The sequence below is a fragment of the Maribacter luteus genome, assembly GCF_009674825.1.
Lineage (GTDB): Bacteria > Bacteroidota > Bacteroidia > Flavobacteriales > Flavobacteriaceae > Maribacter_A > Maribacter_A luteus.
The window spans coordinates 24,067-44,950 of the sequence record NZ_WKJH01000024.1; the positions used below are offsets into that span (position 1 = coordinate 24,067).

11 protein-coding genes are annotated in these 20,884 nt (G+C 40.7%); all 11 read right to left on the reverse strand.

All coding sequences use genetic code 11. The features are described 5' to 3' along the window. Window positions 1–58: 58 nt before the first annotated feature. The 11 genes from GJ691_RS14130 to GJ691_RS14180 all read right to left on the reverse strand — a co-directional run bounded on the left by GJ691_RS14130 (window position 59) and on the right by GJ691_RS14180 (window position 20,756). Window positions 59–2,194, reverse strand: a complete 2,136-nt coding sequence (locus tag GJ691_RS14130; protein WP_154368005.1) for a right-handed parallel beta-helix repeat-containing protein — start codon at window positions 2,192–2,194, stop codon at window positions 59–61. Between the two features lie 88 nt (window positions 2,195–2,282). After that, entirely contained in the window at window positions 2,283–4,118 is a 1,836-nt protein-coding gene (locus GJ691_RS14135) for an arylsulfatase (RefSeq protein ID WP_179955128.1), read from the reverse strand. A 164-nt stretch (window positions 4,119–4,282) separates the two neighbouring features. Continuing rightward, complete coding sequence (locus tag GJ691_RS14140) at window positions 4,283–6,076, reverse strand: sulfatase-like hydrolase/transferase (protein ID WP_154368009.1); 1,794 nt, start codon at window positions 6,074–6,076, stop codon at window positions 4,283–4,285. 12 nt (window positions 6,077–6,088) lie between these two features. Beyond that, the gene (locus GJ691_RS14145; RefSeq protein ID WP_218944451.1) at window positions 6,089–7,462 is read right to left on the reverse strand and encodes a sulfatase; all 1,374 of its coding nucleotides are present in this window, start codon (window positions 7,460–7,462) and stop codon (window positions 6,089–6,091) included. 315 nt (window positions 7,463–7,777) lie between these two features. After that, window positions 7,778–9,412, reverse strand: a complete 1,635-nt coding sequence (locus GJ691_RS14150) for a GH39 family glycosyl hydrolase (RefSeq protein WP_154368013.1) — start codon at window positions 9,410–9,412, stop codon at window positions 7,778–7,780. 110 nt (window positions 9,413–9,522) lie between these two features. Next, window positions 9,523–10,929, reverse strand: coding sequence for a right-handed parallel beta-helix repeat-containing protein (locus tag GJ691_RS14155; protein ID WP_179955129.1), 1,407 nt, complete (start codon window positions 10,927–10,929; stop codon window positions 9,523–9,525). Between the two features lie 175 nt (window positions 10,930–11,104). Then, complete coding sequence (locus GJ691_RS14160; protein ID WP_218944452.1) at window positions 11,105–12,679, reverse strand: glycoside hydrolase family 43 protein; 1,575 nt, start codon at window positions 12,677–12,679, stop codon at window positions 11,105–11,107. Between the two features lie 113 nt (window positions 12,680–12,792). Continuing rightward, the gene (locus tag GJ691_RS14165; protein WP_154368020.1) at window positions 12,793–14,343 is read right to left on the reverse strand and encodes a glycosyl hydrolase family 28 protein; all 1,551 of its coding nucleotides are present in this window, start codon (window positions 14,341–14,343) and stop codon (window positions 12,793–12,795) included. A 93-nt stretch (window positions 14,344–14,436) separates the two neighbouring features. Next, window positions 14,437–17,106, reverse strand: a complete 2,670-nt coding sequence (locus tag GJ691_RS14170; RefSeq protein ID WP_154368022.1) for a glycoside hydrolase family 31 protein — start codon at window positions 17,104–17,106, stop codon at window positions 14,437–14,439. A gap of 39 nt (window positions 17,107–17,145) precedes the next feature. After that, window positions 17,146–19,113 (reverse strand): SGNH/GDSL hydrolase family protein, encoded by a 1,968-nt coding sequence (locus tag GJ691_RS14175; protein WP_154368024.1) that lies wholly within the window; start codon window positions 19,111–19,113, stop codon window positions 17,146–17,148. A gap of 77 nt (window positions 19,114–19,190) precedes the next feature. After that, window positions 19,191–20,756, reverse strand: a complete 1,566-nt coding sequence (locus GJ691_RS14180) for a sulfatase-like hydrolase/transferase (protein WP_218944453.1) — start codon at window positions 20,754–20,756, stop codon at window positions 19,191–19,193. Window positions 20,757–20,884 lie beyond the last annotated feature (128 nt).

The following is a 20,884-nucleotide window of genomic DNA, read 5'->3' on the forward strand; positions in this document are numbered from 1 at the left end:
TTCTAAATAAATAGGCAACAAATTGTTCCTTAGCTGTTAAAGTGAACTGTATATAAAATCACCTTGGTCCTGCTTGGCCCAACGGAATTGGCTTAAAGCCTATTTTCAATGCCGGACTATCATCAGGCAGGGTAAAATCCCCATTGGAAGGGTCTTTAAATCCCGGATCTGCGATAATCGAATGTTGATCATTTCCAAGTGCTTTCCACTCCTCCCAACCCATAACAGCTTCGTTAGGTTCGTAAACTCGGCTTGGAAAACGATTCTGTGCCCCCAATACCTTACCAGCGGTCGACCAAACCAAGTTGCTATCGGCAACGAAGGCATTTTTCTGCTCTACCTTATAATCATACCCCCCTGCATAAATTGGCGTGCCATCACTAAGCAAAATGTTGTTTTTTAATATATAAGCAGTATGTGGTTGGATTTTTGCCATCATAATCACACTAGTATCGGCAAAAGCAAAAATGTTATTTCTAATAAGGTTGTCTTTCCCATAATGCTGATTAAAACAGGCATGGCGACAACGATACGCAAGATTGTTTTCAATCAATATATTTGTGGTTCCTTCATCGCAATATATCGCCCAGCCTCCATATTTTCCAGCCCAGATATCATGGAATTCGTTAAATCGAATGATTGTCCCTGTTTGATTTCCCAAGGTATAAATACCCCCTAAATCACTAAGAACGGACCCATCGCCATTCGTCAATTTACCGATATGATGAATCTTATTGTATTCAAAAATATTGCCCGTGGCAAGTGCCGGACCGTACCCCCATGTCCATCCCGTGGATATTCCCGAATAATAGAAATTGTAGATTTCATTATGATGGATATGGTTATCCGGACTTTGTCCAATCCAAATACCCACTGCACAATGAAAATAACGGCCACCGTCATAAATTCGGCAATCCGCTATTTCATTAGTATGGGTTGCATCAGTCGGTTTTTCCAGTACGGGAGGTAACTCAGTACCAATTTCCTCTGCTGCGACCTTTCCTTTCGGTCGTATTTTAGGGCCAATCAAAAATCCGCCAGCACCCAAATCATGAATGTTACATCGCACAACCCGGTTATTTGAGCATCCTAGGGACATTTCAAGTCCGTAATTACCAATAGCGGTAATTTCACATCCCTCAAAAAGGCAATTTTTGGCACCCGTCAAGAATAACGCACCCTCCATTCCAATGTCGGCCTGACCATATCCGGATTCTTCAGCATCCCTGGGTAACACCCAAGTGGTATGGCTAAATGTCAAACCCTTGAACTGAACATGTTCAACCAACTGATCCGCAGCAGCATCACCTTGCAACCGAAGGACATTTATCAGCGATGGAATGGTGGCAACAATATCGGTCTCTCCTTCCAACGGAAAATAATAAAGTTTTTGTTCACGTCTATCAAGATACCACTCCCCTGGATTATCGAGCATAATACGGCCTCCCTCTAGATAGTAATCATCATCCGCTTCAATTGCCCTGCCTCCCTTTTTTGTTGAGATGATCTTTTTGTTTTGTCGATCAATCCTGTCAATAGGCATATGATACTCCAACCATTTATTGAATACGACGGCAACTCCGTCATCAACATCCTCCAAATAATGTTCATCCGACTGATCGTATGAAAAATCATAGGTACTGCTTCGTTTCACATCCTTAGTGTCCTCTCCCTGGGTAGTGGGTACTTTCAAATAACCACTATTAGGTGTTCTTGCCTGAACGGCACGATGGTCATTTACCCATAACTGTTCAAACGGGACATACTTTTTGATCTTGGATAAATCCGAAACCAGCACTGTACGACCGTTAAGTTCGGCTTTAGCCCACTCACTAACCTTTAAACCTCCACTGATTATTGGCTTTTCATTTTCATAAGCGCTGTAAGTAATTGGAAATTCTTCGGTTCCTGAATCTTCAGGGGTCAGAACGAAAGGTTCAGAAAGCTGGTATGTACCTCCTTGAAGGTACACCGTAACTGGTTTTTCCAAAGTACTTCCCCTCTTGATTTCCCTTATCGCATTACGCGCTTTTTCCAAAGTAGCGAATGCGCTTTCAACACTTGTTCCATTTTGGGTATCATTCCCCACTGGGGACACATAAAAAGCTATTTCATTTGCAGATATAGTCTTATCGGCACAAGATTGAAAAACAACAAGTAATACACTTAAACAAAAAATAAGTTGGCGCTTCATTAATTAAGGTTTTGAATACTTGTTTTTACTTTTGATCTTTTGCTATCCTTTGTGACTTCCTTGAAGGATCCATTTAATTAAGGTCTTCTTACTGTTTTTCCACATTCACATAATACGCACCGATATTAACTCCGTCATCCAAGGTAAACTCTGTTATAAGTTTTGTTTCCCCTTTTTTTAAATCAACAGTGAATTCGACGTACTCAGCACTGGGGTCCACTTCTTTGGCGGACTCGTAATCCTGTATAACCAGTTTTGCTTCCCGGACCGTCAAGGATTTACTCTTCTTGCTTTCCGTTACGCTTGTTCCGGGTTTTGCAGGGCGTACAGGGGCTTCTGCATTCATTGGAAGATGTATTTCCTCTGGCCAACGACGTAGCTTAAATGTATAGGTTCCGCTTTCTTCCACTCTCACCAACCAGTAGCCGTTATCGACATAACCCGTTCTGATATGCCTTTGATGCCATGGGCTCACCTTATCGGTATGCCAATCGTGACAATATAAATTTACCGGGTTTTCTGCCTCGTGCCCGATAATAATATAAGGTTGATCTTTATAACTCGGTGAAATTTCCTCCCACCAAGCATCATAGGCCTTTTTAAACCCTGCCATTTTTTCGGGATGTTGTTCTGCGATATCCACCCGTTGCTCCGGATCGGTTTTCAGATCATACAGTTCGGTTCCATTGATTACCCGCCAATTCTTTTGCATTAAGGCAGTTCTTCGCCATGGTTCCGGATTTTCTATACGCTGTGAATTGGTAATCACAATCCTGTCCTCAAATTCTTCAGTGTTGCCATTGATCAAAGGGACCAAACTTTTTCCATCGAACTTTAAATCTTCTTTTACATTTAAACCACAAAGTTCAACCAAGGTCGGAAACACATCGTAGTGGGCAGTTAACTCATTGATGTCTTTCCCTGTTGTGATTCCCCCATTTTTCCAATGAATGAACAACGGTACACGGTGTCCTCCTTCGTACATACTGGCTTTTATGCCACGCATTCCCGAATTGTATCCTTTGGCAATAAAGCCATCCAACCGATCACCTCCTTTTTCGATTTTCGCCCCTGCAGCCGTACCATTGTCGGTGGTGAAGATGATTATGGTATTATCCATCAATTTTATGGACTCCAAATAATCCACCAGCTTTCCGATATTCTCATCGACATTGGCGATCAACCCATAAAAGGCCGCATTTGGAATATTTTCGTTGTCTTTATAAGGATCCGAATATTTATCGGCAACAAAATAAGGGGAATGTGCCGCATTGGTAGACAAATAACAAAAGAAAGGCTTGTTCTTGTTTTCTGCTATATAGTTTTTGGCATTTTCGAACCACACATCTGTACAAAACCCTTCGTATTGCTCCAGTTTGCCATTGTGCATATAGGTATCATCAAAATAGTCATTGTCCCAATAATCCATGGTTTGTTCCTCTCCGCCCCCACCGTGGACCAATACTTCGTCAAAACCTTTGTCTTGGGGTCGGAATGGGTAATTATCCCCTAAATGCCATTTTCCAAAAATCCCGGTACTGTACCCATTTTCCTTAAAAACCTGTGCCATGGTGGTTTCCCGCTCTAAAATTAGGGAACGCCCATTCACGGTATGCCAAACCCCTGCCCTATTCGAATGATGCCCCGTAAGAATCGCGGCTCTTGTCGGTGCACATGTAGGACTTACATGATAATCGGTAAAGCGGGCACTTTGTGCATGCAGACCATCGATATTCGGTGTTTTTATATATGGATTCCCCAGACTGGCGATATCCCCATACCCTTGGTCATCGACCATAATAAGAATCACATTGGGTTTTTCCTTTTGCTCTTTAACAGTGCTACATGACACAAAAAACAGGACGCAAAATGGCACTATAAGGGCATATACAATGCCTGTTTTCCGATGTAAGTACTTCTTCATTTTTATAATTAAATTGGTTTTCATTCCGTTATTACTTAATGTGTTTTAAAAGTAAAGTCTTTTTGGCCATTCCTGTATAACACATTGCCCTTTCCTTATAAATTATGCACATAACCCACAGTACAAAGGAAATGCATGACCTTGAAAAGTTAAAGGAAAGGGGGTTATTCAAGATGTACATAGTTATAATACACAGCTCCCTCTAACTTTCCGGCTGCATTGTAAAACCAAGTTTGAACAAATGCTGGGCCTTTTGGTAGCTCCTTAACCGTAAACCGAACACCATCGGCATTAGGTGCTACGTTCTTTGTTTTATCGACATAGACCTTATCACCATTCCATATTTTAATACGTGCACTTGCAATTTCCAAGGCTTTACCCGACCCAGATGAAGTCAATGTCGTTTCAGCTTCGATTTCTTTGGGCCAACGTCGAAGATCGAAAGTATAGGTACCTGGTTTATCAAATTCCACAGCGATAAATCCACTTCCTGTAGCTCCTTTTTTAACGTCGTCCTGATGCCAAATTACGGTACCATGAAAGTCATGGGCATGAAGGACCGTTATTGGCTCTTCGGGGTGGCCGATCCCAATGCGTGTATATTCATTGGATCGTTCATCAACAAGTTGCCACCATTTTTCATATGCTCCTTTTAAATCCGAAATAATGTCCTTGTTTTCTGGATTATGGATTACGTCCTTCAGCTGTTTTTCATCGACCAATACATCATAAAGCTCCCAGTCAGCATCCGCACTATTTCTAATTAAGCGCCATTTATGGGTTATTGCATCACCTTTCCAAATATCCTTTTTTACGGAAAGTTTTTTATACTTTTCCGGAAATTCCGTCCACATGTCATTAATGGTAACCGTCCTATTCTTGTAATCTTCCGGATCGTTCGAGGGATCATCATCCAAAAAAGGCTTGAAACTTCGTCCTCGGATTTTCAGCTTTTCGGGCCGATCAGGGACGTCGTTGAAACCTAGGACATCCATAAAGGTTGGAAGCCAGTCTATATGCGCTGTAAGTGGTATTATTTCCCTTCCTTTACCATCACCTCCAAGCCCTCCATCGGCCCACCGAATAAAGCAGGGCACCCTTGTACCCCCGTCATAATTGGAACCCTTACCGCCACGAAGGTAGGTGCCCCCACCATTATCCGTAGTAAAAACAAGTAGGGTATTATCCGCAATTCCACGATCGTCCAGGAATTGGAGTAACCGCCCGAAGTTCTTGTCAATATTTTCGATCGTTCCCGTTTTGGCACTTACCCCGTCACGCGCATCCGGTGGCATTACGTGGGGTGCGTGTGCCGTACCCAATGGAATATAGGCAAAAAAGGGTTTTTCCCGCTTGATGTATTCATCCATGAAATCCATGGCACGATTCATAAAAAAATTTGTCGTAAAGGCCCCTTTGATCCCATCATCCTCATCGGTCATTTCCACCAGAGTATCATTCACCCATATATGAGCGGCATTATTGGTGTTTCCCCAATAATCGGGCTGTTGCCCGGTACCTCCTCCCTTAATCCAAGCTACATATTCAAAACCCCTGTCTTTAGGTCGAAAAGGGTAATTATCCCCTAAATGCCATTTAAAGAACAATCCGGTAGCATAGCCATTGGCTTTAAAAATATCGGCCATGGTTATTTCATCGGCACGCATCATGTTTCGGCCATTGATAGTATGCCATACCCCCACCACATCACTGGGTCGCCCTGTTAAAAGTGCAGCCCGCGTTGGGGAACAACTTGGGGAAACATGAAAATCGGTCAATCGGACCGATTCTTTCGCAAAAGTGTCGATATTCGGAGTTTGAGGTCCATTGGGATTGTAATATGAAAACGCTTTATGACTTATATCGTCGGGCATTACAAAAATCACATTCGGTCGTTCCTGGGAAAATACCCAGCCTACCATGAATGAGAATACTATACCTATTCCAAATTTTTTCATTTCATTTTCTTTTTATGGTTTCCTATCATAGGCCCTGTCCAACTTCGCCTCCAATTGGTCGTTAAGTTTGCTGACCAACTCTGGGTTCTCAGCGGCGATATTCTGGATTTCGGATGGGTCCTCTCGATGATCATAGAGTTCAACTTCCCCACTACTATGTTGTATAAAACGATAGTTATCCGTTCTTAGGGTCGTTGCTTCTGAAGTATAAGCCACTGCCGAATGTCCTTTCGATTGTGGATTTTGAATGTTCGATACAAGTGAACTGCCATGTATATCGTCGGGTTTAGGGAGTTCGGTCAAATCGCACAACGTCGGGAAAATATCCAAAGATTCCACGATTGCATCACTTTGTTTTCCGGGATTTCCCATTTGGGGATCATAAACGATAAGCGGTGAACGAAGCGATTCTTCGAACAGACTGTGTTTGCCCCAAATAGCATGTTCGCCCAAATGCCATCCATGATCCCCCCATAAAACGACTACGGTATTTTTATCGGCACCGGTTTCTTTTAATTTTTTTAGAATATCCCCAACATGTTTGTCCGCATAACTTACACATGCGGCATAGTACTTCTTCAGTTCCAAAGCAAACTCCTTATCTTCCCTTGGATCTTTACCCCAACGATCATAAGCCATAAATTCGTTGGAACCATGCCAAGTTGTTTTCCCTTTGGGTTTTTCAGGGTGCAACGGTAAAGGAATGGTAACTCCATCATAGCGCTCCAGGTACTTTTTTGGAACCCCAAACGGCAAATGGGGTTTAATAAGGCCGATGGCCAAAAAGAAGGGTTCCCTTCCTGACGCCAATTCTTCGAGTTGTTTTAGTCCTTCCTCGGCAATAAGGCCATCTGGATAACTTGTGTCCTTATCGTCCACCGTCTCCAAGACATCCCGTTGACCGGACTTCCTTACTTTTCCATACGATAGACCATGCATTGCACCCCGGGGTGTTTCCCATGCACCAACCGGCATTAAATGCCTATCCCAAGCGTTGGGCATTTCAGGTAGGGTATCATTGTCCCAGTCGACTCCCCCACGCCCTCCTGGATGATGGGATACCTTGCCTACCGATACCGTGGTATACCCATTTTTACGAAACCATTCGGGCATACTGGGCATGACTTGATATGGGTTCTTGGCCATATCCATTGCACGGGAAAATAAGGCCTGGTTGGAATGCTGCCTATATTGCACCCCATATTGCCCTGTAAGCATGGTATAACGGGAAGGCCCACAACTAGGTGCACTTACATAATGACGGGAAAAAGGACGTCCTATGGATGCCAAATGATCTATATTGGGGGACTTCACATAAGAAGCACCAAAGGAATTCAATTCAGGGCGTAGATCATCGATACAGATAAGCAGTACATTCTTTCTCACCCTTTCCCCTATTTGTGTTTTATCACCTTTCCCACCGTTGCAGGCTGTGAGAATAAACATAAATACAAAGGACAGATTCTGAACCCTGATGCTTATCATTTTAATTGTTTGGCTTTATAAAAACTTCTTAGCCCTAAAATTAAACGTCATCCTTAAATTAAAATATAAACTATGGTTCAAGTTCGATAACTATAAAGTCATGTAAAGGAAGTCCTATAACAAAAAGAACCTTGATGACTTAATAACCATCAAGGTTCAAAAAAAAATCATCGGTCTGTTCGACCTGATGCGATTACAGGTTGTGGTGCCGTCAACTTAATTGACCTGTTCAATCAAAACCAAACTCCAAGGAGAAAGCACCCTATCTATTTTCAACAATCCTTTTTCATCGGCAGTAAGTATTTCGGTCTTTAAATTTTCAGCGTATTGCTTCATCACTTTGATCTGTTCACGTGTCGGGGGTTCAGGTTTTCCCATTTTTTCCCAGTAATCGTAAATGTTACCGTGATCTTTATCCAAGGTTTCCAACTTAAATTGGGTACCTGGTTTTAAATCGGTCAGTTGCATGGTTAACCGGCGTGTTGAACCTTTCTCGAATTTATCTATCTTTTTAATACTTGAAGGTACTGCATTGTATTGGTCTTCCGGATAATTATAGGCCAAAGCCACGACTTTACCATCACCTGATTTACGGCTCACGAATACATAATCGTTCTTAAACAACTTTTCATCACCTAACTGGTGCAGCATTCGGTAAGCATGATACGATGGCTTTACCAATCCTTGGTAGTTGATCATACCAAAACCACCGTGAAAGATGCTTTCTCCGCCTCCTTTTTCCTCAAAAATATCAGTAAACGTCCAAAAGGCCAAAGAGTTTGCCAATCCAATACAGTCTAAATTCACTTTGGCAATATATGCTGCAGGTGGTAAAAAATCGTGCATGGCATCGCGACTGTTCGGACTCGTATTCCATTCGGTTAAATGAATTTCGGCATTTGGATAGGCACTATTTTCAATCACTTTGTTTAGCCATTCCATATCATCCTTTGTAGAATTCACGTAGCGTGAAAAGTCCTTTCCTTTTCCTGTGGTAGGATTGAAAGGATAATCGGTTGGATACGGATGTGTCGATACAAAATCCACCGGCAATTTCTCTTTTTCACAATACTTCAAAAAGTCTTCTATCCAAGAGCCTTTCCATTGCAAATCGTTGATATTATCCGCTGTAAACGTGATCAAATCCCCATCCCTACTTTCCACTTCACCATCGTACCTTCCATCTGCCACGAAGTTACTGCTGGAAGGACCTCCTACCTTTAAACGCTTATCTACAACGCGTACGGCCAATACCGATTGTTTGTACAGTTCAAAATATTGCGACTTGGTGCCATCGAAAAATCCATAATGCAGATTCGGTTCGTTCCAAACCTCAAAATACCATGTAAGCACCTCATCAATACCGTATCGGTCTACACAGTGTTGTGTAAAGGCCTTTACCAAATTGTGCCATTCATCGAATTTGGATTCGTCCGGGGTAATATTCGCTTTCCACCAAAACTGGGTCTTGCTGTTTTCGGCAGCCAATGGTTTTGGAAAAAATGCCAGTTCCACAAATGGCCGTACATTTAAATCGAGCATTCTATCGAATAGATCATCGATGTATTGCCAATTGTAGGTGTATGTGCCGTTTTTTTCAAAAACCGGGAACATATCGTCATGGAAGATGCCATGAAAACGCACATATTCAAACCCACAGTTTTGTTGGACTTTTTCCAATTGCTCCAACCATCCGGCGCGTAACCCTTCGTTGGCACGCCCGGCCCCAACACTTTTGCTCCAGAAGTGCTCGAACTGTTCCCCTTTTTCTTTTGAACTCACTGAAATGCCCTGTGATACACCCACTTTTACCTGTGTCAACAGTAGTGCAAGTACTAATACTCTTTTCATATTTCGTATTTATAATTTAAAATGCTTGTCCTAGTTTCAACTTTAAAACCTCTAAGTAATTTCGGTTTAAATAGAATAAACTATATTCCTTTTTTACTTAAAATTTTCGCTTAACGTTTGGTACGATTACTTTCATTTACCACATTTTCCGATTTGGTAGCTTCACGTACTTTTCCAATACTTTTTACTTTTAAATGCTCCGTACCTTTAAACTTGATCAATTCTGCTGAAGTTTGATTATCCAATGTAATATAGGTAGCATGCATTTTCGCATTTTCATTGAAATTGCCATAGCCTTCCCATACCGACAACTTGATTGCCATAGTATCCGGGATATATTCCTTAGCCTTTGTTTTTATCACCACATGATGTCCGGTGCCATTTATTTTTGCCAATAAATCATTGGCCATTCCATTTCTACTATCCAGAATGGTCATTTCTACGCGAGCATTTTTAGCATTGGTATAAGGAATACAAAACGCTTCGCCATATTTAGCATCTGCACTACAATTAATCAAAGTATCTTCATTCCCCACGTTATAGCCTGTTGCCACACAATCGCGCACCACACAATCGATAACCTTATCTCCCGAGGTACTCAATCCTGTACAAATCCCCCTTCGCATTTGGGTAACCGTACAGCCTTTAACGGTGGTATTTAGCGTTTTATGTCCATTATATTCTGGGTACATACGTATGCCGTCCTCGCTAAGGGAGATGATTTCCCCTGGCAAAATTTTACCATCTTCGGCAACTATGGTACCTTCTATATAATTGCCCTTACCTGCATAAAATTTCTTGTCGAACCCATACCCAGATGTTTCGGCAAGCATAGCATCGGTAGTTCGAAGGAGTCCATCGACCTGACAGTTTTCAATCAACGTATTTTCCGCGCCTTGTAAAAATATGGCATGCCCCATGGCTCTCATATGGACCTTACAACCTAGCAGTTTTACATTTTTTGCTGGATATCCTATGCGAATACCATTCATCTTCCGCACATCGTTGCCCCCTAGTCCGTATAAATACCCATACCCCCAAGGACTTGAACCTGTTGTTCGCACCTCAACATCCTTTAAGGTCACATTTTCCCCAACAAGGTTGAAAATTTTGTTTTTGCTCTGTCTACCAGGGGTATCCCCATAGGTTTCAATGTATAAGCCTTCCAAGGTTACGTTTTTCCCAGATATTTCGATGGCACAATACATGCTATTACCGTCATCACTTTTAATTAAATCCGGACGACTGAACAGTTTGGTATCTACCATAAACCTAGCCCCTCTCATATCGAAATAGGAATCATTCCCGGTAATTTCGATAAACCTGATTTTTTCGGCCGAATCGATTTGATAGTTCCCTTCCTTCAACTTTACGTTTACGTTATCTTGATCCAAATATTTTTTAAATTCGGATAGCGTATTTACCCCAATAATTGTTTTCTTATTGTCTGTCGATTGTGCTCGACATGAAAAAAACAACAACAAAACAGAAAACACAATAAGCATTTGTTTAATCATTAATATATATTTTTTAGAATTGTTTGAATTGAATATCCTTAACAATTTCGATTGAAATAACATTTTTCACCTCAACCTTTTTGCCTTCAGTTTTACCTGAGTTGCAGGCACGAATGCCGGCTTTACCAGTAGGTTACATTAGATTATAGACAGACTTAATTCAAAAATTAATTATCTATTCAACTCTAAACCAATCAAAATTGGTAAAGCCCTTACTTTGTTGTATGTTCGGATTCACACAGAATAAACCAACTTTTGCACCAATCCAAACACCTTCTTTAGTATTGAATTCATCACCAATTACCCTAAAGTTTTTATTATCCAGGCTGTATTCATATTGACCAATAGTGTTTCCAACAATCTTTACTCTTAAATAAACAACTTCATTATCTATAGCTATACTCGCGATTACTTCCGCAATTCCATCACACTTATTATTGTCACTTTTTGACATTTCCAATTTAAAACCATTTTCATTTTTAATAACATAAAGTGATGTCCAACTTCTACCCATAACAACTAAACCGCCCTTATCACCAACTAAATCACCTTTGAAAGAAACTTTTGTTGTTGCCATAAAATCAGGTCCTGGAAATTTTTGCAGTAATAAATTAGGTGCATAATACAAATTACCTTCCTTAGTAATATTCTGAACGGCATTAAGCCTGATATTCCCATTATCAGAAATTGAATACCACTCATTCTTTGGATTAGCTTGCCATTGCCACTGTAATCCAAACTTTTTTGTATTGAACTCATCAGTAGTTTGAGGTGTTTTTACGGGATATTTTTTACCAACATTCGGCATCTTGTATTCTATTTGTGGCTCACCAATACCGTCTTTATTTATATCTTTACCCATTAGCGGCCAACCATCAACCCATTCTACTTTATTCAGGTGTACAATTCTTCCATTAGGTTTTAATTCCTGAAAATGGGCAAACCATGACTCTCCCGAATCTAAATCAACAAGGCCTCCTTGATGTGGCCCATTGATTTCAGTATTTCCCTTGTGCAAAACCGTCTTTCTTTCATAGGGTCCATAAATATTTTTTGACCGAAGAGCGGTCTGCCAACCTTCTCCAACTCCTCCTGCAGGAGCCAAAATGTAGTAATAGCCATCTTTTTTAAAGAACTTTGGCCCTTCAATAATTGGGTCATTCTCTTTATCCCTATATATTAAAACCCCATTATCTAAAAGTTTTTTGCCATCCTTACTCATTTTATGCAGAATTAAATCATTACCGCATAGTTTACCACGCACCAAATAAGCGTTTCCATCATCGTCCCAAAGAGGACATGGATCTTCCCACATTTCAGAATCAACAACATGTGTTAACTCCCAATCATTTCGTGGATCATCTGTTGTAGCCATAAACAATCCATCGTAAGGAGTACAAAAATAGACATAGAACTTATTGTTATGATAACGGATAGAAGGGGCCCAAGCCCCTTGACCATGAGCCGTTTTATCATATTTTTCTAGAGGTAAACTCTGATAAACATGGTTCACTATCTCCCAGTTCACCATATCTTTTGAATGCAAAATAGGAATACCAGGCATGCAATTAAAACTTGATGCTACCATATAAAAATCGTCTCCAACTTTTACCATGTCAGGATCAGAATAATCTGCATAAATAATGGGATTTTTAAAATTACCATTTCCTAAATCCGGAGTCCATTGCTGGCCCGAAGCAGAATTAATTAGCACCAGTTGAAATATAATTATTTGTGCTAGCTTTTTCATTTTCATTATTTTTTTTAGTTAAATGCTTATCTATTTAATTCCGATTAAACCCATACTATCAGATTCGATCAAATCGACTATTCGGTCCATATCCTTTGTTTTATACTTATCAATTATTTAAATTGGACATTCTTAACAAACTCATTTGAGTTCACCTGTTTTGCTTGTACTTTTTTACCATCAAGCACTACATTGTCAAATACTATATTTTCAACCAAGTGTTCCTCATCAAACCCTACCAACTCCATACTTGCATGATCCTTAATGATATAGGGCTTCCAATCCGGACCATCTTGAAACCCCGTAAGTGTAGTATCAATAGGTGCTGAAGTTGCTACAATATTTTTAAAAAAGACGTTTTTAATATGGCCGCGCTCTTCTGTTTCTGTCCATCTGGTTTTTCCTATCCAACAAGAAATCAATCTACGTGCTTCTTCGATTCTTATATTATCAAACGTGACATCACTTATAACGGCATCATCACAATGATAGACTCTTAATGCAGTTTCTCGCCCTACATCGTGAATAACATCACAATCTTCAAAAAGTACATTAGTGATGTTTTCGTGTACTTCGGCACCAATACTTAAAGAATGGGCCAACTCATTCCAAACCACACATTTTCGAGTATGAACATTTTTCACTTCGCCATAACCTCCAAAAGATTTAATCACGACCGCGTCGTCAAAGGTTCTCATAAAACAGTTTTCCACCAAAACATCCCTGCTACTTGTAATATCAACCCCGTCTGCATTTCCTCTCCAACCTATAATTTTTATATTATCAACATGTACTTTGTCACAACTTTGGATAGGGATAGTCCAATGACTTGGGTCAAAAATGGTAACGCCTTCAATGGTCACATTTTTAGCTTTTTGGGCTAAAATCGTATATCGTCTTATTTTTTTTGGAATACCACTTTGGTCAATAATTCCACGTCCACGTATGCTTACGTTTTTTCCTTCCAGAATAAAGGTTGGTTGTTTTCTTAAACGACCTCTTACTTCAATTTCTTCTTCATTATCCAGTGTACCACAGCGTAAATACGCACCACCAGCAAGATAAATAGTTTGACCATCGCTAATGGTTATGTTGGTTACATCATGGATACCTGGACCAAAATAGATGACATTGGTATCTTCGGGACTAGGGATATTTTCTTCAAAAGGATTGGCTAAAATATGTAATGATTCATGCCATTCCCCATTCACCTCAATTGTTACATGCCCTGGTTTGTTTATTTGAAAGGTGATTTTATTTCCTTCGAAATTTGGTTTAATGCCATAGGATGTCGGTAAAATTTTAACCGACTCCACTCTTTCAGGACAATCAATGGAAACGGTAACACTTTCATTCATGTCAAAAGATGCTACAGATACAAATCCATAATCACCTGCCGGTTTTAAGCGGGGAATAGGTTTAGAAGGTGGAATTTTAGTTTTGTATACAGGTACATACTGTTCTTCCACTTTTACAGTAAATGCCTTTGATAATTCAATACCTTCAGGGGCCGGATAAATATTAACCTTGGCTGTCTCTTGTTTGCAAGATGAGATTAGCAGTACCACCAAAATCATCATGAGACCTGGCAATGACACTTTCTTATGAACGGCATTTTGATCCTTAAATCCTGGGTATTGATTTTGTGTTATTCTTTCTGACATAGCTATTTGGTTTTCTTATTGGTTTTTAGTTTCCAGTACTTAAATGATTGCTTCAAAATCGCGTAGTGGATATTGTCTTGGAACTTCGTTTTCTTATAGGTTTATGCTCATGTCCGTACCGTTGTAAAGGACGCTTTCTGTTTTGCCCCCAATGACTTCGATAACCAAATCCGTAGGGTTATCCTTGAAATGGATAAAATCATCCTTACCATTCGCGATTTCAAGTGTTTTATCGGCTTCGGAATAATGTAGCTTAAGTTCTGAATATTCCCCTTTTTCGTAGTCATAGGATTCGCTATCATCAAAATAAAGGGTGTATTCAGCATCTTTACCGGGATATATTTTCAATCGTAGGGGTTCATCGGTTTCTTCTGTGGCATATTGTACTTTGGGGCCAAACGGAATGATACTTCCTGCCTTTACATACAGGGGTGTTTCATCCAATGCTGCTTTTACGGTGTGGTTTTTGCCACCCTCTATTTTCTCATTGGTCCAGAAATCATACCATTCGCCTTGTGGGAAATACATTTCCTTTTCACGTTTTTGGTATTCGGTCACAATACCGACCATAATGGATTCCCCAAAAAACAATTGGTCCTTGATCCCCCAGGTGTTCTTGTCATTGGGATATTGATAGGCCAACGGACTCATCAACAGCGCACCTTCGTTAGTCACCTGCCTAGCTTCAGAATAGATATAAGGCATCAATTGATATCTTAAATCGATGAACTTCCGGGCCGTATTTTCAAACTCCTGGCCATACCTCCAAATTTCAGTTTCGGACACGTAACCGTGGATACGGAAAATAGGGCTGAAGGTTCCGAACTGGAACCAACGGGTCAATAATTCTATGAATTCCGGATTCGTATATTGGCTATCAAAGCTAGGGTTAATAGACTTTGAATCCCTGAAGAAACCTCCGATATCGTGGGTCCAATACGGTACCCCCGCCATGGTAAAATTAAGTCCGGCCGGAATCTGTTCTGAAAGTTGCTCCCAAGAAGCCTCCACATCACCAGACCATGAAGTGGCTCCATAGCGTTGTTGTCCGGAATAGGCAGAACGGGTCAGGTTAAAAACACGTTCGTTGGGAAATTCCGCCCTTCTTCCCTCGTACATCGCTTTGGTCACCAATAGTGAATAGGGGTTTTGAACTTTTGCATAAGGTCCGACAGCGGTATTGACTTTTGTATCCCGAACCCCTTCTGGTTCTGTTCCATCCAACCAAATAGCGCTTACCCCTTTGTGAAACATAGAATCACTTAACATACGGTAAAACCGTTCGCTAACCCCTTCATCATAAATATCCACATAGTTGCTACTTTTGATTTTTTTTAGGTCGTACTTCGCTTCCAAACGCTCGTTCTTTACCTCCGGCCACACAGAAACCATTAACTTCAAGTTCAACGCTTTTAACTCATCAACCATGGCATCCGGGTCTGGATATTTAGCTTTATCCCACTCAGGACCTTTGGTTTTCTTTGGCCAATAAAACCAGTCTTGTACGATATTATCAAAAGGAATTTTCCTATTCCGCATCTCATGGGCATTCGCCAATAATTCTTCTTGGTTATGGTATCGTTCACGACATTGCCAAAAACCATAAGCACTTTTGGGAAACATAGGTGCTTTTCCGGTTAAGTTTTGGTATTGTGAAATGACTTCTGCTGGGTTATCTCCCCGCACCAAATAATAATCTATGGCATTCCCTACCGTACTACTAAAAACGGTTTTGTTGTAATCGGGCTCGTTATAGAATAATTTTCCAGGTATTTTAGCCCCTGTATTCTGGAACACCACTTTATATTCCTTTCCTGCTTCCAAATATTTTTTGCCCGAATATCTTCGCGGCATCCATATGGTGGAGTAGTTGATAATATCATCCCCATCTATGGTCACCCTGATTTCCCCTCGCATACGACCATTGTTATCGCTTAGGGCCATAAAGGTATATTCACCTGTCTTAGTGGGCGTAAAAGTTGTTTCCCGGATGTTTTTCGCGGCCTCTTCCTTTGAAATATGAGAAGCTACATCTTCCTTTTCGCCATTTACGACAATTTCCTTAGTGTTGTTTTTGGTCTGAACATTGCCCAATGAAGCGAACTGGATCTCATTTTGAGGAGTATTGAAATCCGTTAGACTGTAATTATGCCAGTAGATACCATATCCTTTTGTGGAAACCAAGAATGGAATCGCGATCTCTTGATTGTATTGTTGTAATCGCATGGGGACGTTTCTCCAATTCATGATACCACTTTGATATTGGCCTAAGCCATATAAGGCTTCATCATCGGCTACAAAGGCTTGGGACACGGTATGCCCATCTTCATTATTCGGTTCAATGAAGGTCAATTCATTGGTCTCTGACAGAAGGTTCGTATCCTCCTTGGATGTATACTCGATCTTACCATCGCTATGGACCAAAACTTTTAATGCTTCTGTACTAATGGTTATGTAATCTTCGCTTTCGTCCAAATCCCAAGCAACATTTTGGGGCTCCAAGATGGTAACATAATCCGGAAGGGTTGATTCCTGCGTACCTTGTATCTCTTTTCTAACATGAATAATAGCTTTATCAACTATCTCGATATTGATTATCAGGCTATCTTGATGAATCGTTACGGCATGCTCTGATCTATCAACCTTATACTTGTATTTTGATTGACAACCAACTACCAATAGTACTAGTACAACAATACTTAGGGTCGAAGCATATCTTACCATAGTTAATTTATTTTTTAGTTTTAAAATGCTTTTTTTCATTGAGGGTCTGTTTATTTTTTTGAGTATGCTATCCTGCTCCTATGGTTTATTTACATATATATACCGTATGCGACATGCATGTCCATTACTTTGCTCATCTTTTTCATCGGTTATTTTCAACTCCAATCGGTGCTTTTTCCCCGTTAACCCACTGGCTAATGTGTAATACCATGGCAGGTGAAACGATGTACTCCATGGGGTAAATAGATTCAATCTTTGCCACTTCCCCCTATCAATCCGGTATTCAATAATTCCGGCATCTGGCCCGGCCGCAACTGCAATTCCGACGGCATTACCTTCAAAAGTCAATTGTAACGTGCTTCCTGGCGATTCACTGATCAACATACGCACATTCACATAATTGGGTCGAACGCTTTTGCCGTCATTAGGATTCCAATTGGAATCGATCTTCCATCCCTTTTTTAGTTTGATATCGGAAACATCGATGAAAACACCATTCGCGTATGCAAAAACATCCAAAGGGTTAGGTAATGCATGCGCTTTTATCTTATCATCATTGTCTATATGTCCCGCAAATGCCTTATCAAGAAACTGAAGCATTGATCGGGCATAAACCCCTTGACCAAAAGGTGATGGATGAAGGTTTTCAAAGTCCTTTTCCCAGGTAAACTCGCCATGATCGATCCTTTCGGTGACTTCTTTTGCCAAGTTGATGGTCGGAATATCATAATGTTCTGCCACCCGATTATGGTTTTTTATCACCTCAGGCACTTTCCCGGCGCGGTAGGTCTTCATTTTATCCGGATCTACAAAATGCATCATCACGATATCCATCATCGGGTTGGATTTGAGTAGATGTCTGACAATACCTTCCATTCCCCTTATTTGCTCTGTTTCGGTTCGTTTATTGGTGGCATCGTTTACAGCCGCCTCTTCAAATAACAAATCGATTTTCCCTTTTGACAACACATCCCTTTCCAATCTAAATGCAGCTGGTGTGGTTCCCATAGAAGGGATTCCGGCCGCAATGAACTCAAATTCGGTTTCAGGGAATCTGGTTTTCAAATACGCATAAATACTATCACGCCAACCGCCATTATGTGTAATCGACCCACCAAGAAAAGCAACGCGACCTTTTTTATTACGCTCAAACTGAATCCTGCTATTTTGAAGGCCACTTCCCATCCGATGGTATTTTGAAGCATCCAACAATTTATTTTCAGTACTATGCCTCATGATAAAATCAACCACCATTTTCGGATCATCAATATCATAATGGTGCCCATTGGATTTTTGGATACCGGAACTACAAGGTGATACCGTTGCAGTCCCCCCTACATGGATGTAATTTTGAACGAGTAATAATGAATTCTCATCTGGGGGTACAACCCCATCTTTTAAACTAACGGTATGTAGAATCGGCACACCTGCTTTAGCCAGTGCATCCAAATTATCGATTGGGTTGTTTTTATAGGCTTTGGCTTCTGCATCTGAATCGAATCCGTATTCGGTCTTTAACACTTGCCATTCCTTTTTACTTCCTTTGCTAGCTCCAAAACCTCCGGGCCAACTTTTAAAATCACATACTACCGCATCTCCATAAATACAAGCAACCTTTTCAGCGTTTTGTTTCGCCCAGTTGTAGATGAACAATCCTCCCCGACTATGCCCATGTAAAGCGACCTTGTCCTGCAACCCATAAGTCGTTGTTAGGTAATCGTAAAAACCATTCCAAACCTCTACCGCTTTAGGGCTACCAAATTGGTTATTGGTATTTACATAAGCGATATGAAAACCTTTTGTCAAGAGGACACTGTCTATTTCGGCATGATAATCGGGAAAACGGGCCCGCCATAACCATGGATTTCCGGGTAAAGGTTTTTCCGGACGCGTAAGATGTGCTTCCTTACCACTAAACATGAAATTTATACGTTCAAATCCTTTCCATGTGCTTACAGCCACTTCGTCAACGGTGGATTGCCCATAGCCCATTGATAAAGTGGAAATTATTGTAAAAAGAAATACAAATAAACCTCTATTCTTCATCTATTTTTTTACCATTACCTGAATTACATAATATTAGAATCACCCTATTCTACTGTTTAATTAGTACTGAAATATCATTACTCAATCGCCTTTTTATACAATTCCTCCGTTTTTTTTCTCAGTTTCTTCAATATTTCGAGATGCCCTGGGTCATTCACTAAATTATTCTGTTCCGAAGGGTCAGTATCCATATCATACAACTCTTCAATCTTTGGATGGTGTTCGTAGTAAACAATATATTTCCATCGATGGGTACGAAGGCCCCGGCTACGGTATGATTTGTTCGATGCTATTAGATTCTGATTGATTTCATCCACGTTACCATTATACCGTTTAGAGAACATTTCCGCTAAAAACAAGTCTTCCATAAAAACGGCATCACGCCATTTGGACATATCCTGTGTCTTGTTCAAAACACCGCTAATATCATTCCCCTGCATACTTGCCGGTGTTTCCAGACCTGCCATTGAGACTATCGTAGGTGCCATATCAACTGAAGAAATAAGCGCATCTTCACGCCGTTGACGTTTTGATGCCGGTATACGCCCATCATACACAATAAGTGGTGCCTTAACCGACTCATCGTAAAGCAAACATTTATCGAATAAACCGTGTGAACCTTGAAAACGTCCATTGTCGCTGGTATAGATTATGATCGTATTTTCCAATAACCCCTTCTCTTTTAATTTTTTTACCAAAAAACCCACCTGTTCATCAACGCTGTACCCTTGGGTCGCGAAACGGCGCACTAGTTTCTGATGCATTTCTGGGGTAGACGATCTTTGGCGGTGCAAGTAGACTCCTCTGGCATTTTCTTTTACCACTTCAGGTAATTCAGGGTTATCGCCTTCTACCCAGTTATTTGGGACCGACATATCGGTATTTCTGAACCGTTCAAAATGCGGAATATACATATCCTTGTCCCTATCATGCTTCACGGCATAAAAACTCACTGACAGGCAAAATGGTTGATCTGAAGGCTGTGTATCAATAAAACGCATCATGGCCTCTCCAGTCCTTAAAGTCCTTCCCGAATTTTCGCGTCCTCCCCTATATATTTCTTGTAGCCCAAGATCGTTTTCGGGCCAAATCACTAACCCTTTATCATCACGGGTTTCACTTCCTGCAAAGAAATCGAAGACCCCTCCCATATGATCCTTATAGAAATGTTCTTTCGGTGTACTCGGCCGCATAGCTTCTTCAGTAACCGTAAATCCTACTTTTCCAATAAAACCCGTACGATATCCTGCGTTTTTAAGAATGGCCGGGTAACTTTTTGCAAAATCCGCTTGGGACAAGGTATAATCGTCAGGAGCAACAAAACCAACCCTATGATTTGAATTATAGCGGCCTGTCATCATCGTTACACGACTGGGCATGCAAATGGCCACCGCATAAAAAGCCTTATCAAAAGTAACCCCTTGTGCTGCCAACTTGTCGATATTGGGTGTATTGAACTCGGGTTTGCCATAGCATCCCATATTATCCCAACGTTGGTCGTCGGTCATCAAGAAAATAATATTGGGCGGTGCTGTATTCTTTTCTAGACCTGCTTTCCCAAGAACTGAATTAGATTTACATCCTGCTGCTATCGAAACAAGCATGAACAAAGAAATTACAGAAATTATCTTGGTACTATTCATAACTTATAATCTTAGTATTACGTTTTCAAATATCAATTTTCAGGAAACCCCTTAAATAAAGGCGGTATGTTTAATAGCTCCTTCTTATTTGGACTCCAAATTTCCATATCCAAGGGTAATAAGCTACC